The 25,181-nt window shown below is 71.4% G+C and carries 22 protein-coding genes; 11 read left to right on the top strand and 11 right to left on the bottom strand.

Going from position 1 to position 25,181, the window contains the following annotated elements; genetic code table 11:
- From ACWBNA_RS11505 to ACWBNA_RS11490, 4 genes are all read left to right on the top strand, one after another.
- Positions 1-155: aspartate ammonia-lyase (locus tag ACWBNA_RS11505; RefSeq protein ID WP_482704193.1), on the top strand; the 155-nt coding region annotated here is incomplete at its 5' end.
- 1 nt (position 156) lies between these two features.
- Entirely contained in the window at positions 157-615 is a 459-nt protein-coding gene (locus tag ACWBNA_RS11500) for a cupin domain-containing protein (RefSeq protein ID WP_482704182.1), read from the top strand.
- Positions 616-1,136: 521 nt separating this feature from the next.
- Positions 1,137-1,286 carry a hypothetical protein gene (locus ACWBNA_RS11495; RefSeq protein WP_482704181.1) on the top strand — a complete coding sequence of 50 codons (150 nt, stop codon included), beginning with the start codon at positions 1,137-1,139 and terminating at the stop codon, positions 1,284-1,286.
- Positions 1,287-1,503: 217 nt separating this feature from the next.
- On the top strand, positions 1,504-2,310 hold the full coding sequence (locus ACWBNA_RS11490) for an SGNH/GDSL hydrolase family protein (protein ID WP_482704180.1): 807 nt from the start codon (positions 1,504-1,506) through the stop codon (positions 2,308-2,310).
- Between the two features lie 109 nt (positions 2,311-2,419).
- Here ACWBNA_RS11490 and ACWBNA_RS11485 read toward each other — a convergent pair whose 3' ends face one another.
- Positions 2,420-3,640: a metallophosphoesterase gene (locus ACWBNA_RS11485; RefSeq protein WP_482704179.1), complete on the bottom strand. Its 1,221-nt coding sequence runs from the start codon at positions 3,638-3,640 to the stop codon at positions 2,420-2,422.
- Between the two features lie 473 nt (positions 3,641-4,113).
- On the bottom strand, positions 4,114-5,580 hold the full coding sequence (locus tag ACWBNA_RS11480; RefSeq protein ID WP_482704178.1) for a non-reducing end alpha-L-arabinofuranosidase family hydrolase: 1,467 nt from the start codon (positions 5,578-5,580) through the stop codon (positions 4,114-4,116).
- A gap of 898 nt (positions 5,581-6,478) precedes the next feature.
- Between ACWBNA_RS11480 and ACWBNA_RS11475 the strand changes: the two genes are divergently transcribed.
- The 3 genes from ACWBNA_RS11475 to ACWBNA_RS11465 all read left to right on the top strand — a co-directional run bounded on the left by ACWBNA_RS11475 (position 6,479) and on the right by ACWBNA_RS11465 (position 9,519).
- Positions 6,479-7,909: an endo-1,4-beta-xylanase gene (locus ACWBNA_RS11475; protein WP_482704177.1), complete on the top strand. Its 1,431-nt coding sequence runs from the start codon at positions 6,479-6,481 to the stop codon at positions 7,907-7,909.
- 100 nt (positions 7,910-8,009) lie between these two features.
- On the top strand, positions 8,010-9,311 hold the full coding sequence (locus tag ACWBNA_RS11470; protein ID WP_482704192.1) for an RICIN domain-containing protein: 1,302 nt from the start codon (positions 8,010-8,012) through the stop codon (positions 9,309-9,311).
- A gap of 1 nt (position 9,312) precedes the next feature.
- Complete coding sequence (locus tag ACWBNA_RS11465) at positions 9,313-9,519, top strand: hypothetical protein (protein WP_482704176.1); 207 nt, start codon at positions 9,313-9,315, stop codon at positions 9,517-9,519.
- Between the two features lie 247 nt (positions 9,520-9,766).
- Here ACWBNA_RS11465 and ACWBNA_RS11460 read toward each other — a convergent pair whose 3' ends face one another.
- From ACWBNA_RS11460 to ACWBNA_RS11445, 4 genes are all read right to left on the bottom strand, one after another.
- A complete protein-coding gene (locus ACWBNA_RS11460; protein WP_482704175.1) occupies positions 9,767-10,831 on the bottom strand; it encodes a LacI family DNA-binding transcriptional regulator in 1,065 nt (354 codons plus the stop codon).
- A 124-nt stretch (positions 10,832-10,955) separates the two neighbouring features.
- The gene (locus ACWBNA_RS11455; RefSeq protein ID WP_482704174.1) at positions 10,956-13,352 is read right to left on the bottom strand and encodes a beta-galactosidase; all 2,397 of its coding nucleotides are present in this window, start codon (positions 13,350-13,352) and stop codon (positions 10,956-10,958) included.
- Positions 13,352-15,112, bottom strand: coding sequence for a glycoside hydrolase family 35 protein (locus ACWBNA_RS11450; protein WP_482704173.1), 1,761 nt, complete (start codon positions 15,110-15,112; stop codon positions 13,352-13,354). The genes ACWBNA_RS11455 and ACWBNA_RS11450 overlap by 1 nt, the downstream gene beginning before the upstream one ends.
- A 62-nt stretch (positions 15,113-15,174) precedes the next feature.
- A complete protein-coding gene (locus tag ACWBNA_RS11445) occupies positions 15,175-16,293 on the bottom strand; it encodes an MFS transporter (RefSeq protein WP_482704191.1) in 1,119 nt (372 codons plus the stop codon).
- Between the two features lie 232 nt (positions 16,294-16,525).
- On the opposite strand from ACWBNA_RS11445, the gene ACWBNA_RS11440 reads away from it, so the two are divergent.
- From ACWBNA_RS11440 to ACWBNA_RS11430, 3 genes are all read left to right on the top strand, one after another.
- Positions 16,526-17,239, top strand: a complete 714-nt coding sequence (locus tag ACWBNA_RS11440) for a helix-turn-helix transcriptional regulator (protein ID WP_482704172.1) — start codon at positions 16,526-16,528, stop codon at positions 17,237-17,239.
- Positions 17,236-18,213, top strand: coding sequence for a threo-3-hydroxy-L-aspartate ammonia-lyase (locus ACWBNA_RS11435; protein WP_482704171.1), 978 nt, complete (start codon positions 17,236-17,238; stop codon positions 18,211-18,213). The genes ACWBNA_RS11440 and ACWBNA_RS11435 overlap by 4 nt, the downstream gene beginning before the upstream one ends.
- A gap of 185 nt (positions 18,214-18,398) precedes the next feature.
- Positions 18,399-18,758 carry a cupin domain-containing protein gene (locus ACWBNA_RS11430; protein ID WP_482704170.1) on the top strand — a complete coding sequence of 120 codons (360 nt, stop codon included), beginning with the start codon at positions 18,399-18,401 and terminating at the stop codon, positions 18,756-18,758.
- Positions 18,759-18,779: 21 nt separating this feature from the next.
- On the opposite strand, the gene ACWBNA_RS11425 is transcribed toward ACWBNA_RS11430, so the two are convergent.
- The 5 genes from ACWBNA_RS11425 to ACWBNA_RS11405 form a co-directional block, all read right to left on the bottom strand.
- Positions 18,780-19,754 carry an NAD(P)-dependent alcohol dehydrogenase gene (locus ACWBNA_RS11425; RefSeq protein WP_482704169.1) on the bottom strand — a complete coding sequence of 325 codons (975 nt, stop codon included), beginning with the start codon at positions 19,752-19,754 and terminating at the stop codon, positions 18,780-18,782.
- Between the two features lie 131 nt (positions 19,755-19,885).
- Positions 19,886-21,247, bottom strand: coding sequence for a vWA domain-containing protein (locus ACWBNA_RS11420; protein WP_482704168.1), 1,362 nt, complete (start codon positions 21,245-21,247; stop codon positions 19,886-19,888).
- Positions 21,244-22,101: an AAA family ATPase gene (locus ACWBNA_RS11415; protein ID WP_482704167.1), complete on the bottom strand. Its 858-nt coding sequence runs from the start codon at positions 22,099-22,101 to the stop codon at positions 21,244-21,246. The genes ACWBNA_RS11420 and ACWBNA_RS11415 overlap by 4 nt, the downstream gene beginning before the upstream one ends.
- Positions 22,102-22,276: 175 nt before the next feature.
- Positions 22,277-23,587: an FtsX-like permease family protein gene (locus ACWBNA_RS11410; protein WP_482704166.1), complete on the bottom strand. Its 1,311-nt coding sequence runs from the start codon at positions 23,585-23,587 to the stop codon at positions 22,277-22,279.
- 3 nt (positions 23,588-23,590) lie between these two features.
- On the bottom strand, positions 23,591-24,376 hold the full coding sequence (locus ACWBNA_RS11405) for an ABC transporter ATP-binding protein (RefSeq protein ID WP_482704190.1): 786 nt from the start codon (positions 24,374-24,376) through the stop codon (positions 23,591-23,593).
- Positions 24,377-24,517: 141 nt separating this feature from the next.
- On the opposite strand from ACWBNA_RS11405, the gene ACWBNA_RS11400 reads away from it, so the two are divergent.
- Positions 24,518-25,153 carry a hypothetical protein gene (locus ACWBNA_RS11400; RefSeq protein WP_482704165.1) on the top strand — a complete coding sequence of 212 codons (636 nt, stop codon included), beginning with the start codon at positions 24,518-24,520 and terminating at the stop codon, positions 25,151-25,153.
- The last annotated feature ends 28 nt before the right edge of the window (positions 25,154-25,181 follow it).

Raw genomic sequence — 25,181 nt, 5'->3', positions numbered from 1 at the left:
GCTACACCGCGGCCACCGACATCGCCAAGGAGGCCCTCGCCACCGGCCGGGGCGTCGCCGAACTCGTGCTGGAGAAGGGCCTGTTGCCGGCCGAGACGCTCGCCGACCTGCTGCGCCCCGAGGTCGTGGCCGGCCGGAGCCGGGCCCTGACCTGACATGCCCGGCGTACCGGCCCGGCGGGCAACAGGCGGTTTCGTCGGGGTGGTGAGCCGTGACCGATGCCGCGGCTACCAACCTCTCAAGCTCAAGAAAGGAAAGGGCATGTCCCTTCTGAAGACCATCGACACCAATCCCTCCTCCGCTCCGCTCGAGACGGCCCCGCTCCCGGAACGCCTGATCTCCGGCAACCCCGCCTTCAAGACCTGGGCCCAGGACGTCGCCCGCGGGGAGACGATTCGTACGGGCGTCTGGGAAGCGACGCCCGGCGAGACGCGCTCGATCAAGGGCGAGACCTTCGAGTTCTGCCACATCCTGTCCGGCATCGTCGAACTCACGCCGGAAGGCGGCGAACCGGCGGTCTACAAGGCAGGCGACAGCTTTGTCATGAAGCCGGGCTTCGTCGGTGTCTGGAAGACCATTGAAACCGTGCGCAAGGTCTACGTGATCGTGACGTGATGCTGATGCCGCGCGACTCGGCCGTAGCCCGCCCGGTTCGATGCGGCGGGGCTGGAAACGGAGCGAACCTGCTCCGCCACCGCGCTGGCCCCCCGACCCTGCACAGCAGTCGGCGGTGAGGCCAGGGCAGTGCGGTGCCGGCCGGCTTGCCGGCTTTTGCGTCGTCGACCAGGTTGGTGAACTGGTCGAAGCTCAGCTGAACGCGCGACGACGGCTACCTCCTGACCTGCCGGTCCTACCCGGTCTCCGAGATGCTGACTGTTGACTACGACAGCTGAGGCGACGATGACCCTCCCTTCGAAGTCGCCCGGTCATGGGCACGCTGCGCCGGGACAGACAGCACATGAACACGCTGGACACCGCCGCACAGGACCGGCGCAAGGCCAGGGCGAGGCGGACCATCTCGGCGACCTGGCGGGCCTCCCGGCCGGATCGGCCGGGTGAACTCCGTCCCCGGCTCTTAAGAGCCGGAGGTGAGCCGGGGGCATGGCGGCCTGGCAGTAGGCGTTGTCGCCCGGGCCGTGGACGTCACCGTTGAAGGCGAACCGGTGCGGGCGGTTCGGCGTGAAACGGCGGGCGGTGGTGAAGCCGACCGCGTCCTCGTTGTGCATGCCGTTGACGACCCGGGCGCTCAGGTGCCGGCGCAGACCGTGGTCGGTGCTCAGGTCTGAAGAGGGAATGGGCGGTGAGGTCGGCGCGGGACCAAGGCGGTGGACTGCGGCGGTGGACCGCCCTCGACGGCCTCAGCTCCTGCCTGAGCGGCGTCACTTTGCAGGAAGGTGAGCCTGCAGCTATCGTCATACTCAACAATGCGAATAGGTGCCTAGTTGTTTAGCGATGGCCGTGTGCCACTTCCATCAGCAGCGTTGGCGAGAGGCGGTCGGCCCCGTGTCGAGCAGTGGGTATCTGAGCTATGTCGCCCTGGGTGACAGTCACACCGAGGGGCTCGGGGACGGCGACGACGTCCGTGGCCTTCGGGGCTGGGCGGACCGGCTCGCCGAGCAGGTCGCCCGCCACAGCCCTGGCCTGCTCTACGCCAACCTCGCGGTGCGCGGCCGTAAGGCCGGTCAGGTGCGCGCCGAGCAGCTGGCTCCGGCTCTCGCGATGCGGCCCGACCTCGCCACCGTGGTGGCTGGGGTCAACGATGCGTTGCGCCCGGGCTGCGACCTCGACGAGGTGGCCGGCCATGTCGAGGCGATGTTCGCCGCCCTCACCGCGCAGGGCGCCACCGTCGCGACCCTCATGTTTCCCGATGTCGGGCGTATCACGCCGTTGGCCCGCCCGATCGGTCACCGTGTTCTCGCACTCAACGCGCGCATCCGGGAGGCCGCCGACCGCCACGGCGTGGTGGTGGCGGAGACGGCCGCGCACGCGGCGGCGACCGATCCGCGGTTGTGGAGTGCCGACCGGCTGCACGCCGGGCCGCTGGGACACGCGCGCATCGCGGCTGCCGTGGCCCAGGCGCTCGGTCTGCCGGGCAGCGACGACAAGTGGACCCTTCCCCTTCCGGCCGAGGGGACAGACATCTCTGTCTGGAGGACCCTGGGTGCCGAAGTGCGCTGGGCCGGCACCTTCCTCGGCCCTTGGGTCGGCCGCCGCCTGCGTGGCCGCTCCTCCGGCGACGGCCGCCAGGCCAAGCGGCCGGCGCTGCTTCCGGTGGCCGCGCCCGCTGGGGACACCTCCCCATCGGTGTGATGCTCCGGCTTGCGACGACGCCGGCGGCTCCTCGTACTCAAGCAACTCGTCGACGCCGCACCCCTCGGCTCGTGGACTGCTCCCAGCGGATGTGTTGGCCCGCCCGGGGCTACGGCGAGGTGGGCAGGTGCGGGGAGCGGAGCACGAGCAGGGTGATCTCGCTGGGGGCGAAGACGCGGAACGGCGGGCCCCAGAAGCCGGTGCCGCGGCTGGTGTAGAGGAGGGTGCGGGTGCCGTGGTGGCTGAGGCCGGCGAGGGCGGGCTGGTCGATGCGGACCAGGTGGTGGAAGGGCCAGATCTGGCCGCCGTGGGTGTGGCCGGAGAGTTGGAGGTCGACGCCGGCGGCTGCCGCCCGGTCGACGAACTTGGGCTGGTGGGCCAGGAGCAGGACGGGTAGGTCGGGGTCGGCGCCGTTCAAGGCTCCGGCGAGGTGGGCGCGGTGGCCTGCCAGGCCGGAGGACTCGGCCGTGACGTCGTCCACGCCGGCGACCACGAGGGTGTCGCCTCCGCGTTCGAGCAGCAGATGGCGGTTGCGCAGCGGCTCCCAGCCCAGCTCGCCCATCAGGTCGACCCAGCCCTGGGCCTCGCTGTAGTACTCGTGGTTGCCGGTGACGTAGACACGGGCCCGGGTGGCCCGCACGGTACCGAGTGGGACGGCCTGGGCGCGGCGGCGTTCGGCCGTGCCGTCCGCGATGTCGCCGGTGTGGCAAACAAGGTCGGCTTCCAGGGTGTTCACCGTCTCGCACACCCGCGCCGACCAGCGGGCGCGATCGAGTGGGCCGTAGTGGGTGTCGGTGATGAGGACGACGCGGATGCCGTCCAACCCGGCACCCAGCCGTGGGAGTTGCACGTCGACTTGGAGCACGCGCGGCACGCGGCGGGCTTCGGCGTACCCCCAGGCGAGGAGTACGGCGGTGGTGCCGAGGACGGCCCACGTGACGATTCGGGCCCGGTCCTGACTCTCGCCGACGCCGGCCACGGTCAGACCGAGCCGCAAGAGGACGCCGAGCAGAACGGACCAGGTGAACAGAACCCAGCCGGCGCCCAACAGGGTGTCACCGACGATCGCCGCCCGGTCCTGCTGGCGCCGGCCGTGGCCGCGCGCCATCGCGAGCGGCATCCCGACGAGGCCGAGGACGAACAGGGCGGTGCCGACCAGCGTGACGGGCAGCGGCCAGTGCTGGCCGGTGTACAGAAGCACCCAGCAGGGCACGGCCCACAGCAGTACGGGGGCGATCAGGGGGATGTAGCGCATCAGGCGGTGCAGTCGGCTCTGCCGCGGAGCTTGCGCTTCGCTGTCGGGGGGTCGGGTGTTGTGGGTGTCGGTCACGCTTCCCTCCCTGACCATGCTGCCGTCTCGCGCACTGTATCCGGTCGCCCTCGGGCCGGCCGGACCGGCGTTCATGGGCGCGGCCCCGCGGCACTTGGGGCGAAGGGTTCTCTGCGGGATGGCAGGGCTCCGCCGCTGACACCTCCCTTGGCATGAGCCGCGATCAGGGCGCTACTGCCCCGGCTTGGTACTGCGACAGTGGAGCCACGGTCCTGGCCGCGCCGGCNGGCGAAGGGTTCTCTGCGGGATGGCAGGGCTCCGCCGCTGACACCTCCCTTGGCATGAGCCGCGATCAGGGCGCTACTGCCCCGGCTTGGTACTGCGACAGTGGAGCCACGGTCCTGGCCGCGCCGGCCGGCCCGCCCCCGCGCTCCGTCGCCGTATGAGCGCTGACGTTGTGACCCGGGCGGGCTCGGCCTTCCGCCGAGCCCGCTACGCCGGCTCCTTACCGGAGCCGGACTCGTGTCACGCCGTCAGCGCTGCAGTGTCAGCAGACCCGGACGGTAGGGCAGGAGGCCGTAGTCGCCGGCGGAGTTGGGGCTGCGCCCCTGGTAGAGCAACTGCAGGTTGCAGGGATCGACGGTCATGGTCTGATCGGCGCTGGTGCGGATCAGTTCGCCATGGCTGATGTCGTTGGTCCAGGTGGCACCACTGTTGGCCTTGCCGGCGAAGGGATTGGTCTCGGTCGCGGCCTGGGGTGTCCATGAGCCGTTCAGACTGGTGGCCGTGAACGAGCGGAAGTAGCGGCCCTGCGAGCCGATCGCCTCGACGATCATGAGGTAGCGGTTCTGGCCCTGCAGCTTGTAGACCTGCGGGGCTTCGAACAGGTTGTTCGTCGTATCGCTCATGATCACTGTCGAGGTCGTGCCAAAGCTGCCCGGGAAGTTCCCGATCGGCATGCCGGCGCGGTAGATCTTGCCGTTGTCACCGGCGAAGAACAGGTACATGTTCGTCCCGTCACCGATGAGCGTCTGGTCGATGGGTCCTGTTCCGGAGCCGGAGATGCTTCCGGAGAAGAGCACGTGCTGGGATGACCAGCCATTCGGGTTGGTGGGGTCGCTCGACGTCCGGTAGGAGAAGGCGGTCCCGCCCCATTGGTAGGCGAGCACCCAGATGTTCTTCGGCGCGAAGTAGAAGAGCGTGGGCGCGACGGTGGAAGCTGACATCGTGTTCTGGCCGGCCGAGGCCATCTCCGACCAATTGGTGAACAGACCGAAGTTCATCGAACCCCAACTCGTCCGCGTGTCGTGCGTCGTCGCATAGACGAGTTGCCTGCCGTTGTAGGGGGCGACGGTGAAGTCCTTGAGCGAGACCCACCCCGGCTTGGGCTGCGCCAGCGCGCCCGTTGATGTCCAGCGGTATGTGGACGGAAGATCGCACGGGCCGGGGTTGTCGCCGCCGACCTTGACGAGCTGCCACTGCTGGTTCGTGCCGCCCCAGTCGTCGTACTGGACGATGCTCGCGTTGTCGGCGGTGGAGGCGCCTTGTACCTCGAGGGCCTTGTTGCTGTGGCGCGAGATGAACCGCACGTAGCCGTCCGAGCTGTCGGCCAGCCGCCACTGCTGGTTGGTGCCGTTCAGGTCGGCCCACTGGACGATCGAGCCGCCGTTCGCGGTGGACCAGTTGTGGACGTCCAGCACCTTGCCCGAGTGGCGGGACTTCATGCGGTAGTAGCCGTTCCCGGAATCGACGAACTGCCACTGCTGCTGGTTCTGATCGTTCCTGGTCCACTGGGTGATGCGGGCGCCGTCGTCGGTCGCCATGTTGTAGACATCCAGGGCTTTGCCGCTGTTGCGGTTGACCAGCACATACGAGGGGTTGGGGTCTACGGTCGCCGCGCGGGCGGGCTGGGCGCCGAGGAAGGTCGCCATGAGCAGCAAGGGCGCAAGGACGGCGAGTAAGCGTCTTGGACGGACCGGGGACGGGTGGCGAAACCACATCAGAGAGCACTCCTTTGGGGGCGGGGGTGAGGTGACCCGTGGAACCGCGGAGCAGACTGCCGGGGCGGGACAATCTCGAAACATTTCGGAGAATTCCCGGAAGCTTTGACGCCACAAGCTAGGAATGTGGTGTGCTCGGGTCAAGGCCTGTCGCCGATCTGTCCACAAACAGCGCCTCCCCTTTGGGCTCGGCAAGCTGCCGCGCCGACCGGAAACACGCCGTACGCGATACGTTCACCAGCTCAAGGCGTCGCGCGGAGGAGAGACGCCGAGCGAGCGGCGTCCGCGCACTCGTCCCGGCCCCGGCCCTGCGGCATCTGCCGACGGCGGCGCCGGGGTTCGCGGTCCGACTCGCCGGGATCCGGAAAGTTTCGGGCGAGGAACGGAAACTTTTTCTGCGGGGAGTATTGACGATCCACCGTCAATACCTCAATCATCCCTGCCTGGGAAACCGGCCATAGTTCGAGATTTCGAACCGTGTCGGCCCTGAGCAATCTGTGCTGCACGGCAGATCCACGCACAGCTGTACGACAGATCCGCGCATCCCCAAAAAACACCTGCGCCACCCCATTTCGTTCGGTGAGGTTCGCACCAGCGCATCCTGGCTCTTCGCGTAGTTGGAGAGGCGCGCGACGCCGCGTGGCGGACCCCCGGCTGAGCCGCGATGGAGTGCCCCCATGCCTGTGTCGAGACACCGCCGCCGGCCGCCGTACGTCCCCCGACGGCCGACCGGGTGCCGTCCGTGCCGGTGGAGATCGTCCCCGTCCCATGACCGCGGTGTCCGGTAATTCCGTGCTGCCCGGGCTCCGGCCCGCCCCGTCCGTCTGCCGAGTGGGAGCGGACGACGCATTCCCCCGCGCTTCAGTCCTTCCCTGATTTCTACCTTGGAGGCACAGTCATGGGCTCGTATGCCCTTCCCAGACGCGTAGTCCGCCGCAAGATCCGCGGCCTGCTGTTGGCGCTGGTCGTCGGCGTCCTCGGCGTGGTCGCCGCACTGGTCGCGCCGCCGACCGCACACGCCGCCGAGAACACGCTCGGCGCCGCGGCGGCGCAGAGCGGCCGCTACTTCGGCACGGCCATCGCCTCGGGCAGGCTGGGCGACTCGGCGTACACGACGATCGCGGGCCGTGAGTTCACCTCGGTGACGGCCGAAAACGAGATGAAGATCGACGCCACCGAACCGCAGCGGGGCCAGTTCAACTTCACCGCCGGTGACCGCGTCTACAACTGGGCGGTGCAGAACGGCAAGCAGGTGCGCGGCCACACCCTGGCCTGGCACTCCCAGCAGCCCGGCTGGATGCAGAGCCTCAGCGGCAGCACGCTGCGCCAGGCGATGATCGACCACATCAAGGGCGTGATGGCCCACTACAAGGGCAAGATCGTCCAGTGGGACGTCGTGAACGAGGCGTTCGCCGACGGCAGTTCCGGAGCCCGGCGCGACTCCAACCTGCAACGCACCGGCAACGACTGGATCGAGGTCGCCTTCCGCACCGCGCGCGCCGCCGACCCGGCCGCCAAGCTCTGCTACAACGACTACAACGTCGAGAACTGGACCTGGGCCAAAACCCAGGCCATGTACGCCATGGTCCGGGACTTCAAGCAGCGCGGCGTGCCGATCGACTGCGTCGGCTTCCAGTCGCACTTCAACAGCGGCAGCCCCTACAACAGCAACTTCCGCACCACCCTGCAGAACTTCGCCGCGCTCGGCGTCGACGTGGCCGTCACCGAACTCGACATCCAGGGCGCCCCGGCCACGACCTACGCCAACGTGACCAACGACTGCCTGGCCGTCCCGCGCTGCCTCGGCATCACCGTCTGGGGTGTGCGCGACACCGACTCCTGGCGACCGGGGGACACACCGCTGCTGTTCAACGGCGACGGCAGCAAGAAGCCCGCCTACACCGCCGTCCTCAACGCACTCAACGGCGGCTCTTCTACGCCCCCCTCGGATTCCGGACCGATCAAGGGCGTCGGTTCGGGCCGCTGCCTGGACGTGCCCGGCACCAGTACCACCGACGGCACCCAGCTCAACCTGTGGGACTGCAACAACGGCACCAACCAGCAGTGGACCTACACCGCCGCCGGCGAACTCAGGGTCTACGGCAACAAGTGCCTGGACGCCGCCGGCACCGGCAACGGCACCAAAGTCCAGATCTACGGCTGCTGGGGCGGTGACAACCAGAAATGGCGCCTCAACTCCGACGGATCCGTCGTCGGCGTCCAGTCCGGCCTCTGCCTCGACGCCGTCGCAGGCGGCACCGCCAACGGCACCCTGATCCAGCTCTACTCCTGCTCGAACGGCAGCAACCAACGCTGGACCCGCACCTGATGGGACCTGCCAGAAACGAAAGGGTGGATCGATGAAGACCCCCGGTGCGGCTTCCCCCGCCCCTCCACGAAGGAATCGCTGGTGGTCCCGGGTCGCCGCAGTGGTGGCGGCGACCCTAGCGAGCGGCATGCTCGCCGCGGTGAATCCGGCGCCCGCCGAGGCGGCGACGGTGGACACCCATGCCTGGTACGTCCTGGTCAATCGCAACAGCGGCAAGGCGCTGGACGTCTCCGGCACGTCCACCGCCGACGGCGCGCGGGTCAGCCAGTGGACGCGTAACGACGCAGGCAACCAGCAGTGGCAGTTCGTGGACTCCGGCGACGGCTTCTACCGCCTCAAGGCCCGGCATTCGGGCAAGGTTCTCGACGTGGCCGGCGCCTCGACCGCAGACGGTGCCGCGATCCAGCAGTGGGCCGACCACAACGGGGCCAACCAGCAGTTCCGCCTGGCCGACTCCGACGCGGGCCACGTCCGGCTGATCAACCGCACCAGCGGCAAGGCGGTGGAGGTGCAGGGCGCCTCCACCGCCGACGGCGCCAACGTCGTCCAGTACTCCGACTGGGGCGGCGCCAACCAGCAATGGCAGATGATCGAGCTGTCGTCCGGTGGCGGCGGCGGATGCGGCAGCGCCCCGACTCTGGCGAGCGGTACGCACACGATTCAGAGCGGCGGCAAGAGCCGCAGCTTCATCCTCAGGGTTCCCGCCAACTACGACAACAGCCACCGATACCGGCTGATCTTCGCGTTCCACTGGCGGGGCGGAACCGCCGGAGACGTCGCTTCGGGCGGCACGAGCGGGAACGCCTGGTCCTACTACGGCCAACAGGAACAGTCGAACAACGGCGCGATCCTCGTCGCCCCCCAGGGCCTCGGCAACGGCTGGGCCAATTCGGGCGGTGAGGACGTCACCTTCGTCGACGACATGATCCGGCGAATCGAGGGCGGTCTCTGTGTCAACCCGGCACAGCGCTTCGCCACGGGATTCAGCTGGGGCGGCGGTATGAGCTACGCACTCGCGTGCAGCCGGGCGAACGTCTTCAGGGCCGTCGCGGCCATCTCCGGCGCTCAGATCAGCGGGTGCAGCGGCGGCACCCAGCCCATCGCCTACTTCGGAATCCACGGCGTCGGCGACTCCGTCCTCGACATCGCGCAAGGACGGTCCCTGCGCGACAGATTCGTCAGCAACAACGGCTGCACCCCCCAGAGCCCGCGAGAGCCCGCGCCGGGCAGCCGAACGCACATCACCACCACCTATTCGGGCTGCCGTGCCGGATACCCGGTCCAATGGGCCGCGTTCGACGGAGGCCACATACCCGGTCCGGTCGACGGCTCCGCCGGCGAAAGCGGCGTCGCCACCTGGACCAAAGCAGAGATCTGGAGGTTCTTCGCACAGTTCCAGTGACATGGCATGTACGCACCATGGATGGAGCCGGGATACCTGGCCGGACCGCTGGGCCGTCGCCTTCGTGGTGCCGCCCTCGGCCGAGCCCGACCGGTACGGGGAGGCCGAGGCGCGGCTGGTGCGCGACGGGACCGCCTGGCTGGAACCGGTGTGGAGCGACGCCCTCTGGAGGGTCTACCGGATGCGGGACGCCGTACCGCTGGTGTAGGCCCCGGCCGCCGTTGGTCCGTACGACGGATGCCGAACTCGCGGTGCGTATACCGGAGCCCGGCTCGGTGACCGTACGGATCGCGTACGCGCCGTGGCCGCGGGCCGAGGGCGGCTGCCTGAGCCGGGAGGGTGAGTTCGCGCGGCTGACGGTCGTCGGCGCGGCCTGTACCGGATCGGGTCGTCGTACCAGCCCTCCTCGCCCTCGTCGTCCTCTTCCTCGTCGGGCGTGGACGGTTGCTGACCGTTCAGCGCGGCGCCGGCCCGCTGCTGCGGCGGACGACGAGGTCGACCGGGACGAGCGACTCGGGCTGCGCGGGCTCGGCGCGGCCGTCGATGCGGTCGAGCAGGAGCCGCAGGGAGCGGGTGCCGATCTCCGCGAAGTCGGTGCGCACGGTGGTCAGCGGCGGCAGCAGATGCGCGGCCTCCGGGATGTCGTCGTAGCCGACGACGCTGACCTCGCCCGGCACGGAGCGGCCGGCCTCGTGGAGGGCGTGCAGGACGCCGAGGGCCATCTGGTCGTTGGAGACGAACACCGCCGTGACGTCCGGGCGCGCGGCGAGGCGCAGGCCCAGCTCGTATCCGGAGTCGGCGCTCCAGTCGCCGACCAGCGGCTCGGGGATCTCGGCGCCGGCCGCCTTCAGGGTCGACCGCCAGCTGTCCAGCCGGTGGTCGGCGGAAGTCCAGCCGGTCGGCCCCGCGACGTGCCACACCGTCGCGTGGCCGAGCCCGAGGAGGTACTCGGTGGCCTTGCGGGCGCCGGTCCGCGAGTCGCCGGTGACCAGCTCGGTGGCGTCGTCCAGGCCGTTCTCCAGCACCACCAGCGGTGTGTCGAGGTGGGTGTCGGCCAGGGCGCGGCCCACCCACAGCTGCGGGGCGATGGCGATCACGCCGTCCGCGCCCTCGGCGGACAGCCGGTTCACGGCCTCGACGACCGTGTCGTGGTCGGCCGTGTCGAGGGCGATGGAGCTGACCAGGTATCCGGCCTTCTGGGCGGCGGTGTTGATCGCGGTGAGGATGGAGGCTGGCCCGTACCGGGCGGCGTCGAAGGAGATGACGCCGAGCATCCGGGTCCGGCCGCTCGCCAGCGACCTGGCACTGCGGCTGGGCCGGTAGCCGAGCGTGCGCATGGCCACCAGGACCCCTTCGCGGGTTTCCGGGCGGACGGAGGGGTGGTCGTTCAGCACACGGGAGACGGTCTGCTTGGAGACACCGGCCAGCCGGGCCACGTCGTCCATCACGGGACGCGAGCCCGCGAAGTTCCGTCTGCTGCGCCCCTTCGGAACGGCCCCGTCGGCGGCGCTTCGGGTCATGGTGGCAGTTTCCTCGACGTCGTGACGGCGGTCTGGTCCCGCCCGGCAGGACCACAGCATAGGCGGGACGGACCCCGAGGGTCCGGGCCCTTGGGGCCCTCGGGGTCCCGGGGCGTGCGGCGGTTCAGCCGGCCCGGACGGTCCAGGTGCGGGCGGTGACCCACTCGGCGCGTACGACGGCCGCGGTCTGCCCGGCACCGGCACCGCCCGCCTGCTCCGGCACGTACACCGGGGCGTCGGCGTGCAGGGGCAGCACCCTCAGCAGCAGGCCCGCCGCGCGCAGGGCGTCGGCGGGCAGTCGGTCGAGGCCGATGTCCCAGACCCGACCCGCGAAGAACTGGTCGGCGACCAGCGTGTCTCCCACGTACGCACGCCCCACGTCTCCGGTCCAGTGCAGGCGCAGCAGGGTCCCCGGCGGCAGGTCGTCCGGCACGTCGACGCGGTACTCGGCGGCGACGGTGTCGAAGTGCTTGTCCGAGGGCGCGCTCGCCCGGCCCTGCACACCGGTCGCGGTCTCGGGTGCCGGACCGGCGGGCCGGAGGAGGGTGACCCGGGGAGCGGCTTCTTTGCCTTCGCCGGACTGGCCGGACCGGGTCGAGTAACGGGTGAACACCCCGTCCGCCTCCGCGATCACCGTCACCCCGTCCACCACCGGCGCCCGCTCCGGCGCGGGCAGCACCGCGAACGAGGCGGCCCCCCGCGTCCCGTGCAGCCGTACCTCGTCATGGTCGAAGACGACCCCGTCCCCGCACAGCACCAGCCGCTCGGCACCCCACGCCTGACCCCGGTAGGCGGTACGGGCCGTCGCCGCGTCGAGCACCAGCAGGCCCACCCGGCCCCCGTCCGCCGTCTCCACCTCGACCAGGGCGTCGGTGCCGGGGCGCAGCCCGGTCACCAGCAGCCGGCCGCCGACGGAGGTGATGTCTCCGGTCGGCGAGGTGAGCGATGCCACCGTCGCCGCGTCCAGGGCGAGTTCGGGAGCGATCCCGTCGGTCGCGGCCAGCACCAGGACCAGGCGACCGGCCACGTCGACCGTGCACACCGGCTGGGCGGTCGCCCACTCCAGCCCGAGTCCCACCACGTCGAGCCGCAGCGGCCAGCAGAAGTAGGCGCCGCGCGGGACGGTGACCGGGACGCTCGGCAGGGTCAACTCGCCGGAACCGTCCGGGAACTCGACCGTGAAGGAGGTGTCCGGGTGGTCCGGCAGCGGCTCGTGCGGCTGGTGGTTGTTGACGAACAGGAACCCCGAGGCGCCGTCCTCGCGTACGGCCCAGCGCAGGGTGTCCCGGTCGCCCTGCCCGTCCGGCCGCCGCTCGGGCAGCGTGGACCGCATGGGTGCGATGCGGTCGCCGAAGTCCGCCAGCAGCAGGTGCTGCAGGCGCAGTTCGTGGTACGTCCGCCGGTACTGACCGTACTCGCCGAGCGGGGCCTGGAAGTCGTACGTCAGGACGGGCAGGTCGTTGGGGTAGCCGGTGGCGTGGGACTCCTGCAGGGTGGTCAGCTCGCCCGCCGGGTTGGTGCCGCCGTGGAACATGTAGAAGCCCTGCCAGACCGAACCGCAGCCGATCTTGGTGAGGCCGAGCGCGCCGATGTCGTCGGCGTCGACGCGTGGCCGGCGGTGGTACGACACCGCCATGCCGCCGCCCAACTCGCAGGTGGCCCAGGGGAACCGGTCCGCGAAGGCGTCGGGTTCGCCGCCGCGCACGGTGGTGGGCCTGAGGTCGGCGCCGATGCCCTCGTCGTCCCGCTGGTGGGTGAAGAAGAAGTGCTTGCGGCAGGTGTCGGGCCAGCCGCCGTCCGCCTCGGTCCAGAAGGTCTCGGTGTAGCCGCCGTACAGCGGAAGCAGCTCGTCGGGCGGGAGCCGGACCCCGCCCCAGGCGGTCGACGTCCACAGCGGGGCGCTCATTCCGGCCTCTTGGGCCATGCGCTTGAGGGTGAGGAGGTGGCCGGGCTGGTCGTAGAGCTCGTTCTCGATCTGGATCGCCACGATCGGGCCGCCGTGCGCCCGGTCCAGGCCGCGCAGCTGCTCGGCGATCGCCGTGAACCAGGCGCGTACCGGCTCCAGGTAGGCGGGGTCGTCGGTGCGCGGGGCGCAGTCGCGGGCCAGCAGCCAGTCGGGCAGGCCTCCGTTACGGACCTCCGCGTGCGACCAGGGGCCGATGCGCGGGATGAAGTCCAGGCCGTGGCGGGCGCACAGCTCGGCGAAACGGCGCAGGTCGCGGTCGCCGTCGAAGCGGAGGCGGCCCTCGATCTCCTCGTGGTGGATCCAGATGAGGTAACTGGCGACGGCGGTCACCCCGCCCGCCTTCATCTTCAGCAGCTCCTCCTCCCACTCCCCGGCGGGGTGGCGCGAGTAGTGGAACTCGCCGGAGACCGGGAACCAGGGGCGGCCGCCACGAGTGAGCCAGCGGCTGGTGACCGCGATCGGGTCGGGCACGCCCGGGGCGTCGGCGAAGGGCAGGTGTCCGACCAGCGGTGGGCCTGCGGGGGAGGGGACGCGCAGGCGGTGCGGGTGGGCCATCAGTCGTTCTCCGGTCCGAGGTCGGGAGCGTCGGTGAGCTGGGCGCGGGTGCCGGTGGTGGCGTGCAGCTCAAGGAGGACGAGCTCGTTCACGCCGGGCTGCAGCACCGGGCCGGGGACGTACAGGGTGTGCTGGGGGCCGCGGTTCCAGTAGCGGCCGAGGTGGAAGCCGTTGACCCAGGCCTGGCCCTTGGTCCAGCCGGGCAGGGCGAGGAAGGTGTCCGCCGGGGTGTCCACCTCGAACGTCCCCTGGTGGAAGGCGGGTACCGCGTCCGTGGCCGCGTCGGACGGCACGAACGGCACCGCACCCAGGTCGCTCAGCGGCACGGGCCGGCACTCCCAGCCGTGCAGGGCCACGCCCTGGAAGGACACCGGTCCGAGCAGGCCCTTCGGCGCGCCGATGCGCGGCCCGTAGTTGACCCCGCCCTGGTTCTCCACGAGCACCTCCAGGACCGCGCCGGGCTCCGGCACCCTGACGGGCAGCGTCTCGTCGTGACGCTCGCGTTCCAGCACGCCGACGGGGGCGCCGTCCAGGAAGACCTGGGCGCGGTCGCCGACCCCGCCCGAGAAGTGCAGCAGACCGTCGCCCGAACCCGGAACGGTGGCCCGGTACAGGACGTAACCCGTGTCCACCCCGAGGTCGTTCGCCGTCACCGGGTCCTCGCCGCGCACGACGCCGTCCAGTGTGCGCAGATACGGCAGCAGCGGGGCCCGGCGGTGCAACTCGACGGTCGTCGCCGGGAGTTTGGGGCCCGGTGCGGGGACCGGCTCGTCGGGGACGGCCGCGTGCCGGGCGATGACCTCGCGGAAGGCGTGGTACTTGGGGCCCGGGTCACCGCTCTCGGTGAGCGGGGCGTCGTAGTCGTACGACGTGACGGTGGGCTCGTAGGCGTGCTTGTGGTTGGCGCCGTTGGTGAAGCCGAAGTTGGTGCCGCCGTGGAACATGTAGATGTTGACGGAGGCGCCGGCGGACAGCAGCCGGTCCAGGTCCGCCGCCGCGTCGGCCGCCGGCCGGGTGTGGTGCGGCCCGCCCCAGTGGTCGAACCAGCCGATCCAGAACTCGGCGCACATCAGGGGGCCTTCGGGCTGGTGGGTGCGCAATGCGCCCAGATTCTCCTCGACCCGGCTGCCAAAGGTCGCCGTGGCGAGCAGGCCGGGCAGGCTCCCGGCGGCCAGGTGCTCGGCGCCCGCCTGGTCGCAGGTGAACAGCAGCTCGTCGACGCCCCGGGACCGCAGGGCCTGCTCGACGTGCTTGAGGTAGGCGGTGTCGTCGCCGTACGCCCCGTACTCGTTCTCCACCTGTACGGCGATCACCGGGCCGCCGTTCGCGGCGAGGTGCGGCAGCAGTGGGGGCAGCAGCTGGTCGAGGTAGCGGTCGAAGGCGGCCGTGAAGCGGGGGTCGCTGGTGCGCAGCCGGATGTCGGGGTCCGATATCAGCCAGGCGGGCAGCCCGCCGTCGTCCCACTCGGCGCAGATGTACGGCCCGGGGCGCAGCAGCACGTGCAGGCCCTCCGCCTGCGCGAGCCGCAGGAACCGGGGCAGGTCGAGCAGGCCGTCGAGGACGAGGGTGCCGGGTGCGGGCTCGTGGAGGTTCCACGGCAGGTACGTCTCGACGGTGTTGAGGCCCATCAGACGTGCCTTGCGCAGCCGGTCGGTCCACTGGTCGGGATGGACGCGGAAGTAGTGCAGCGCCCCGGAGATGATCCGGAACGGTTCGTCGTGCAGGAGGAAACCGTCGGTCGAGGTCGTCAGAGCAGGCATGCGGGAGCTTCCCTTCGGTTCGCTTCGGTCCGAACTCGGCAGCATCGGTGCCGGTGCCGGGTTCACTGGGCTCGGGTGCTGCGGACAAGCCAGAGCGTGGCGGCCAGGCACAGCGCCGAGACACCGCCGAGCAGGAGCGGCACCGCCCGGACGCTGGACGCCTCGATCGCCTTGCCGAGTGCCGGTCCCGCCGCGACCCCGCCGGCCATGGAGGCGGCGATGACCAGGGCGCCGGCCCGCCGGGCCCGGGGCGCGGCCCGGTGCAGCCAGGGCAGGCCGGTGGGGAAGATCGGGGCGATGAACAGGCCGACACCGGCGTAGGCGTACGGCGCGAGCGCCGGGACCGACGCCAGCAGCAGACAGGCCGTCATGCCCGCGCAGGAGACGGTGATGATGGTCTGGGCGGAGAAGCGCAGTGCGATCGGCGCGACCAGGAACCGGCCGACGGTCATCATCAGCCAGTACACCGAGGTCGCGGTCGCGGCGGCCCCGGCGCCGTATCCCACGGTCTCCAGGTGGGTCGGCTCCCAGCCGCCGACGCCCGCCTCGATGCCCACGTGCAGCACGTAGAGCGCGACGAACACGGCGAGTACCGAGCCGAGACTCCGGCCGAGGGCCCGTCCGTCGTCGGCCTCGGCGCTGTCGGCCGGCCCGGGCGCCTGGTCGCGTACGCCCTTCAGGCACAGCAGCAACGGCAGGTTGGCGAGCGCGAAACCGAGGAAGACCGCCGGGTAGTGCGCGGAGCCGATGACGCCGACGAGCGCCGGGCCGAGGATCGCGCCGATCCCGAAGTGCGCGTTGAGGATGTTCAGCATCGTGGTGGAACGGCGACCGAATCCGACCGCGAACAGCTGGTTGAGGCCGTAGTCGATGCCGCCGAAGCCGAGCCCCGCCAGCAGCGCCGCGGCCAGTGCGGTCGGCCAGTTCGGCGCCAGTGCGAAGCCCGCCGCGCCGACCGCCATGAGCAGGTACGAGGCGCCGAGGATGTGCCGGTTGCCGAGCCGTCCGTAGAGCCGGTCGAACAGCAGCACCCCGGCCACCCCGCCGACGAAATGGGCGCTCAGCCCCAGGCCCGCGGCGGAGGGGGACAGCCTGAACTCCTCGCGGAACGCCGGAATGGCCGGTCCGTACAGCGCCTGGAGCACGCCGATGAGGACGAAGCCCCCGCACGAGGCGACCACGGCGGCGGGGCTGAAGACCGGGGTGTCCGGTCGTCCGTGGGCGGGTGGCCGCGTGCTGCTGTCGACTGCTTGTTCTTCCCCCGGCACAGCGCACCTCTCGTTCGCTCCGACCGCAGTGATGTTACCGGTAACATCACGGCCGTCAAGATTCCGGACACAGATGGGTGCGGAGGGGCGGAGGGATGCATTGGACTGTTGGTCCAATCACTGGACGTGTAGTCTAGGAGTCCTGGTGGCGAAAGGACGTGTGCCGGTGGGCGGGGCCAGTGTGGAAGCGGAGCGGGACGCGGTCATCGGCGCGCTGGTCCCGGTGATCGAGGGGATCGCGGCGACGTTCGGTCCGGTGTGCGAGGTGGTGCTGCACGACTACCGGCGGCCGGAGGAGTCGGTGGTCGCCATCGCCGGCTCGGTGACGGGGCGCGCGGTGGGCGGCGCGATGAGCGAGATCGGCATGCGGATCGTCGCCCGGGGCGAGGAAGCGGCCGACGAGCTGAACTACGTCACCCGGACCAGCACCGGACAGACCGTCAAGTCGTCCACGATGCTGCTGCGGGACTCCACAGGCGCGGTGTTCGGCGCGGTGTGCGTGAACCTCGACGTCACCGCGCTCACCGACGCCCACACCCTGCTCGCAGCGCTGGCCGGCGACGGCCGGCCGGCCACCGCACTCCCGGTCACCACCTTCGGCAACGACATCGACTCCGTCGTCGAGGTCATCCTCGACGACCACCACCTCACACAGGACCGGGCATGGGCGGGTCTCGACCGGGCGGCACGCCTGGAGCTGTTCCGCAGCCTCGACGAGCGCGGCGTGTTCGCGGTGCGCCGCTCGGTCGAGCAGGTGGCCGCCCGGCTCGGCATCTCCCGCGCCTCCGCGTACAGCTACCTCTCCCAGGCCCGGGCCGCGACGCCCGACGCCGCCGATCCCACTGGAGGACACGCGTGACCACCACCACCCCGCCGGTCACCCTCGACGACGTCCGGGAAGCGGCCGCCCGGCTCAAGGGCGTCGCCCACCGCACGCCCGTGCTGCGCTCGCGCACCCTCGACGCGCTCGTCGGCGCCGAGGTCTTCCTCAAGTGCGAGAACCTCCAGCGCGTCGGCGCCTTCAAGTTCCGTGGCGCCTACAACGCGGCCTCGCGGCTGAGCCCGGAGCAGCTCGCCCGGGGCATCGCCACCTACTCCTCCGGGAACCACGCCCAGGCCGTCGCCCTCGCCGCCCGCGAACTCGACACCACCGCGGTGATCGTCATGCCGCACGACGCCCCGGCCTCGAAGCGGGCCGCCACCGCCGGTTACGGCGCCGAGATCGTGACGTACGACCGCTACACCGGCGACCGCGTCGCCATCGCCGAGGCCCTGGCAGTCGAGCGCGGCCTCACGGTCATCCCGCCCTACGAACACCCGCACGTCATCGCCGGGCAGGGCACGGCGGCGCTGGAACTCCTCGAAGAGGTCGGGGAGTTGGACGCGCTGATGACTCCGGTCGGCGGCGGCGGACTGATCGCCGGGAGTGCCACGGCGGCCAAGGGGCAGTACGCGGACCTGCGGATGATCGGCGTCGAGCCGGAGGCCGGGGACGACACCAAGCGGTCCCTGGAGGCGGGCCGGCGCATCGAGATCCCCGTGCCGCACACCATCGCCGACGGGCAGGCCCTGCACACCCCCGGCGAACTGACCTTCTCCATCAACCGGCTGCTCGTCGACGCGATCGCCCTGGTGTCCGACGAGGAGATCCGGGAGGCTATGCGCTTCGCGTTCGAGCGCCTGAAGATCGTCGTCGAGCCGAGCGGCGCGACCCCGCTGGCCGCCCTGCTCTCCGGCCGGGCGGGCCGGCTGCCGCACCGGGTCGGGGTGATCATCTCCGGGGGGAACGTCGACGCGCAGCGGTTCGCCGAGCTGTGCGGGGGCACCGCCTGACGGGTGGGCTCCGCTGCCGCACCAGGCGGGGTCAGGCCGGCGCCGCGCTCACCCGAATGGCGTTCCCGGGTGGACGGGCGGACGATGGGGTGGTGGGGCACGGCCCTCGCCGGTGCCGCTCGCGGTGGGCGGGAGACGGGGACCGGCCCCGGCCGTGCAGAGCCCGGCCGGAAGGGAGAGCCGTCATGATCGAGGTGAAGACGCTCGACAAGCCGGACGAGCGCCGAGATTTCCCCCGGGGCCACCTCGAAGCCGTCCACATGAGTGGACTCGACTTCGCCGTGGCCACCTTCGAACCGGGCTGGCGCTGGTCCGAGTCCGTGGCCCCGATCGCGGGCACGGAGAGCTGCCAGATCCACCACAACGGCTACGTCGTCCAGGGACGCATGCGCATCCGCATGGACGACGGCGCCGAGAGCGAAGTGGGCCCCCACGACACCTTCGTGTGCCCGCCCGGACACGACGCCTGGGTCGTGGGCGACGAACAGGTCGTGTTGTACGACTTCGCCGGCGGCATGGCCACGGACTACGCGAAGGCCGACTGACCCCGGTCGAGGGCGCGCGCCTCACACGGTGACGACCACCTTGGCGCGCGCGTGCTCGACCTCCAGATATCGCATCGCCTCGGGCACCTCGCCCAGCGGATACGTGCGGTCGATCACCGGGGTGATCTTCCCGGAGTCGACGAACTCCCGCAGGGTCGCGAGGTTCGCCCTGCTCGGTCTGGCGGGGAGTTCGAGCAGGCGCTGACGGACGAAGGGCGACACCAGGCGCCGCTTGACGAGGAGCCCCATCGGGCCGACCAGGCTGCCGCCCTCGAACACGCCCCCGCCGGACAGGACGAGCGTCCCGGTGGGGGTCAGCGCGCGCCGGAACGCGCCCAGGGAGTGGTTGCCCACCAGGTCGAGGACGACCTCGTACCGCTGTCCGCCGCGGGTGAAGTCCTGGCGCCTGTAGTCGATGACGTGGTCCGCGCCGAGCGACCGTACGAGGTCGACGTTGCGGGTGCTGCACACACCGGTCACCTCCGCGCCGTACGCCTTGGCGAGCTGTACCGCGAACGTGCCGACCCCGCCCGACGCCCCGTTCACCAGTACCGTGCGGCCGGCCCCGACCCCGGCCAGGTCGCGCAGCCCGATGAGGGCGGTGTTCGCGGCCAGGGGCATGGCTGCCGCCTGCTCGAAACCGAGGCCGGCCGGCTTCGGGCCCACCGCGTCGCCGGCGGCGCACACGAACTCCGCGAAGGCGCCGTCGGCCTCGCCGTACACCTCGTCGCCGGGGCGCAGTCCCTCGACCCCGGCACCCACGGCCTCCACCCGCCCGGCGAAGTCCCGGCCCCGGATCCTCGCCTTCGGCGCGCGCAGCCCGAACACCAGCCGGGCGATCTTCGGGTCGCCGCGCATGAGATGCCAGTCGTAGGCGTTCAGCGCGGCCGCGTGCACCCGCACCAGCACCTCGCCGGCGGCGGGCACGGGTGGGTCGACCTCCCTGACCTCCAGGGTGTCCGCCGAGCCGTACCTGTCCTGCACCACTGCCCTCATGGATTCCCCCTCCGTCGCTCCGTTGCTCCGGAGCGTAAGGGCGGCAAGGCAGTCCGGACATCGGGGACAAGCCCTACATCTGCGGGATGATCCTCTGGCGCACCAGGGCCGACCGCGGCCGGCCCCGCGCGTCAGACCGGCAGCAGACGCCCCACCAGGGCGCTGAGCTGGCGGGCGTTGCGGCACTCGTGCATCTCGACGACATCGGCGTAGTCGGGGGCGGCGGAGTCGCCCGTGCCCCACTGGGAGCGTGCCTCGGGGTTCAACCAGTAGACGCGGCGGGCCCGTTCGGTGATCTGCCGTACGGCGGGCAGGTTCGGGTCGCTCATGTTCGTACGGGCGTCACCGAGGACGAACACGGTGGTGCGCGGGCCGACCGCGTCGCCGTACCGTTCCGCGAACTCGCCCAGCGCCACGCCGTAGTCGCTGCTGCCGTGCCACCCCGTGAGGGTCGCCTCGGCGCGGATCCGGGCGCCCAGGCCCTCCGGGTCGGCGGCGCCGTGCACGAGCAGCCCGGTCACCTCGTCGATCCGGTTGACGAAGGCGAACACCCGCACCTTGCTGAACTGGTCGTGCAACGCCTGCACCAGCAGCATCGTGAAGTCCGAGAACCCGGACACCGAGCCCGACACATCGCACAGCAGCACCAGTTCCGGCCGGGCGGGACGCCGCCGGCGCAGCACGGGCCGCATCGGCACCCCGCCCGTCGACAGCGAGCCGCGCAGGGTGCGCCGCAGGTCGATGCTGCCGCGCGCGGCACGCCGCCGACGCGCGGCGAGCCGGGTGGCGAGCTTGCGGGCCAGCGGCTGCACCGTCCTGCGCAGCTCGGCCAGCCGGTCCTTCCCGGCGAACAGGAAGTCGACCCGGTCGGCGGTCGGCGCCACCGCCCGCCGCGCGATCTCGTCCCGGCCCCGCCGCTCGGCGACCCGCCGCCGCGCCTCCGCGCCCACCAGAGCGCGGAACGCCTCGATGCGCCGCCGGATCTCGTCCTCCAGCAGCCGGTCCGTGAACCCCGGACCGCCGCCGCCCCGCGCCCGTACGTCGTCCCGCACCCGGGCCAGCAGCGTCTGCGGGCGCAGCCGGTCCAGCGCCTGGTACGACGACCAGCCGTCCGACGCCGGCGAGGAACCGTAGCCGCCGAAGCCGTCGACCGCCTCGGCCGCCAGCCGCCCCATCAGCGCCCGGTCGTTCGCGGCCAGCGCGGCCGCGAGCCGGTCGCGCAGGTCGTCCCGGTCCGCGGCCTGCGTCTTGGGCGCCCCCAGACTCCGCGGAAAGTACAGATCGAACACCGGGTCGAACACCGGCCGTTGGGCCGTGCCGTGCAGCAGCGTCGCGGCCAGCCCCTCCCGCAGCAGCTCACGGTCCGCGAGCCCGAGGGCCGCCACCGCCTGCGCCGCGTCCACGGTCTCCCCGGTGCCGATGCGGATGCCGTGCGCGCGCAGCGCCCCGACCAGGGACGTCAGCCGGTCCGCGACTCCGGCCGGCGTGCTCACAGAGCTCCCAGATCCAGCTTGGCACCGGCCTTCAGGACGTCGTCCTGGTGCTTGAGCAGCACGCCCAGGGTGTCGCGTACGAGGGTCTCGTCGAGCGTGTCCGCGCCCAGCGCGAGGAGCGTGTGCGCCCAGTCGATGGTCTCGGCGACCGACGGCACCTTCCGCAGGTCCATGGCCCTGAGCGCGCCGACCACCCGGACCACCGACTCGGCCAGCGCCTCGTCGAGACCGGGCACCTTCAGCCGTACGATCCGCCGCTCCAGCTCCTCCTCGGGGAACCCGATGTGCAGGAACAGACAGCGGCGGCGCAGCGCCTCGGACAGCTCACGACTGGCGTTCGAGGTGAGGACGACGAACGGGCGGCGGGTCGCGGTGATCGTGCCCAGTTCGGGCACGGTGACCTGGAAGTCGCTGAGCACCTCCAGGAGCAGGCCCTCGACCTCGACGTCCGCCTTGTCGGTCTCGTCGATCAGCAGCACCTTCGGCTCGTCGCCGCGGATCGCGGTCAGCAGCGGACGGGCCAGCAGGAACTCCTCGCTGAAGATGTCCGTACGCGCCTCGTCCCACGTCTCGTCCCGGCCCGCGCTGATGCGCAGCAACTGCTTGGCGTGGTTCCACTCGTACAGCGCCCGGGACTCGTCGACGCCCTCGTAGCACTGCAGCCGCACCAGCCGCGCCTCGGCGACCTGGGCCACGGCCTTCGCCAGTTCGGTCTTGCCGACGCCCGCGGGGCCCTCCACGAGCAGCGGCTTGCCGAGGCGGTCGGCGAGGAAGACGGTCGTGGCGACGGCCGGCGAGGCGAGATAGCCGGTTTCGGCGAGACGTGCGGAGACGTCGTCGACGGAAGTGAACAACGGGGGCCTCCAGCTCGGCGGCGTTACCTGGACGGTTACCTATCTAAGCGCTTGTTCAGCGCCTGTGCCACCAGTAATCCGGTGATCAGAAAACAGCGGGCGGCCGTCGAAACGGCCGCCCGCTGACGAACCCCCGCTCACGCCGCGCCCGCCTCCCGCAGCCGCCGCGCAGTCCTCACGCGGCCACCGCGACCGCCCCCACGGCCGGAGTGCGCAGCACCCTGCGGGCCGTCGCCAGGATCGTCCCCAGCGTGGCCGCCGTCGCGACCGCGACGACCGCGAGCCAGATGCCGAGGCCCTGGTCCGGGAGCATCGAGTCGGTGCGGACGACGGTGAACGGAATGATCCCGGCGAGCGCGGCCACCGTGCCGAAGAACAGCCCCGTGACCGTCAGGATCAGCCCCTCCGTGCCCACCGTGCCCAGCACCTGCCCCGCAGTCGCTCCCGCCAGGCGCTGCTGCCCGAACTCCCGGCCGCGGTAAGTCGTCGCCGCGTACAGGGAGTTGACCAGCATCACGCAGACGAACACCACGATGATGCCGACGACGGTGAAGTTCAGCGTCTCCAGGTTCTTGGCGTCGACCGACTTGGTCAGGCCCGAGGCCTCGGCCGCGTCGCTCTCCACCGCCTGCAGGTACAGCGTGGCCGTGGCGACCGCCGTGAACAGGATCAGCGACATCAGGACGCCGGCCAGGTGGTCCGCCCGGCGGCGCAGGTTGCGCACCGCCAGCCAGCCGCTCGCGCCGGTCAGCGGCAGCCGGTCCAGGACGCCCTTCAGAAGCCGCGGCGACAGCAGGGCGAAGCCCACGGACAGCAGGATCGCCCCGTACGCGGGTGCCGCCATCAGCGCCGCGTCCGTCGCCGGGATCGCGAAGGTGGAGCACACCGCCGCGGCGCCGGCGAGGAGGGCGGCGTACCCGGACAACGTCCGCCCCCGCCCCCGCCGTTGGTGACCGCGCGTCGCCCGCCGTACGGCGAGGAACGCGGCGCCCGCCGCGGCGAGCAGGGTGACGCCGACCCCCGAGGTCAGCGCGAGGGGTCCGAAGGAGTGCTCGACGGACCGCGCGACCTGACCGCTGTCCTGGAACACCTCCAGCAGCGCCCGCCCGCCGAGCATCGCCGGACCGATCGCCAGCGCCGCGCCCACCAGGGCCACGGTTACCGCCTCACCCACCACCATCCGCCTGATCTGCGCCGGAGTCGCCCCCGAGCAACGCAGCAGCTCCAACTCGGACGCTCGCTGGCGGACGTTGACCGTGAGAGTCGAGGCGACGGCGAAGAACACCAGGAGGGTGCCGTAGCCGCCGACCACGCTCGCGGCGGTGGTCAGGGTCTGCGCACTCACCGAGTCGACACCGCTCCGCGCCGCCGTGTCGTGCATCGAGTTGAACGTCATGATGATCGCCGCGCCCAGGAAGGCGGACAGCAGCGTCGCGAGGAACCGCCCGGGCCGCTGCCTGATCGACCGCATCGCCAGCATGAACATCGCTCACACCCCCAGCGTCATGTCGTCGCCCAGGTGCGCCAGCCGCTCGGCGACCGCGTCCGCCGTGGGGGCGTCCATCCGCCCGGCCAGCCGGCCGTCGGCGAGGAACAGCACGGAGTCGGCGTAGGAGGCGGCGACCGGGTCGTGCGTCACCATCACCACGGTCCGCCCGTGCACCCGTACCGCCTGCTGGAGCAGCCGCAGCACGTCCCGCGCGCTGCGCGTGTCCAGGGCGCCCGTCGGCTCGTCCGCGAAGATCACCCGGGGCTCGGTGACCAGCGCGCGGGCGATCGCCACCCGCTGCCGCTGCCCTCCGGACAACTGGTCCGGGCGGTGGCCGAGGCGGTCGCCCATACCGACGGACGTCAGCACCTCGCGGGCCCGCTCGCGGTCCACGCGCCGCCCGGCGAGCTTCAGCGGCAGCACCGTGTTCTGGGCGACGGTCAGCGTGTCCAGCAGGTTGTACTGCTGGAACACGAACCCGATCCGGCCGCGCCGGAACCTCGTCAGCTCGGCCTCGCCGCCCCCGGTCAGCTCCGTGCCGTCCACCCGGACGATGCCGCTGTCCGGCACGTCGAGGCCGGCCGCGCACTGCAGCAGAGTCGACTTGCCGGAACCCGACGGACCCATCACCGCGGTGAAGGTTCCGCGGCCGAGGGTGAGGGTGACCCCGTCAAGGGCGGTCACGGCGCTGTCGTGTGTCCCGTAGGTCTTGCTGACCTTGACCAGCCGCAGTGCCTCGGCGGCGGGTCCCGTGTCCTGCGTACGTCGCGAGCCTGCGCGAAACATCGTCATCACACTCCGTCCGGCACGCCGTGTGCCTCGCTCAAGAAGCTACGGAGAGGGCGGGCGGAGCACATGGGGCGCAGAACCCGTATCCGAGGGTGTACTCAGTGACACCCAACGGCCCGATGCGCCAAGGTGATCTCCATGACTGACGGAATAGCCTGGCTCGCCGAGCCCCGGTCCATCGCGTGGGGCGGCTACGGCATCGTGATCGCCCGCGACCTCGCCTCGGAGACCCTCGCCTCGCGCGTCGCCGACACCGTGCACCGGCCCCGGGAGAAGCGGTCCATCGGGCAACTCACCGGCCGACAGGTGCAGGACGTGCTGGAAGGCCTCTTCGGCGACGCCTACAACGGCATCGCCCTGCGCCACGGAGAGATCGGCGAATGGGCGTACGTGGTCAAGTACGGCGGCTGGTGGGCCGAGTTCGGCGGCACGCCCCCGGTCTCGCGCGGTGGTGCGGAGGTCTTCCTGCTGGAGTTCGAGGAGGAGAACGGCAAGCCCGTACCGCCTACCTTCGCGTACCTCCACGACGAGCGCCTGATGTGCGAGTTCAACCTGCACCTGGACGGGTCCTGGGGATACGACGGCGTTCAGGGGGACCCCGAGGTGGCGTCCGCCGTGCAGGATCGCCTGACCGCCGCCGGACTGCCCGACGACGAGCTGGAGCGGCGCGTCGTCCACCGGACCTCGCTGGAGGTCATCGAGCGGCACTTCGGCCTCACCCTGCCCCGGCGGAGCATCCTGGACGAGACGCTCCCCACGATGCTCCTGCGGTAGTCGTGAGGCGGTAGCCGTGAGGAGCGGC

Source organism: Streptomyces sp. Q2, from assembly GCF_056820935.1.
Note: the sequence above shows the minus strand (reverse complement) of the source record. Positions and strands in the feature narration are given on the sequence as shown.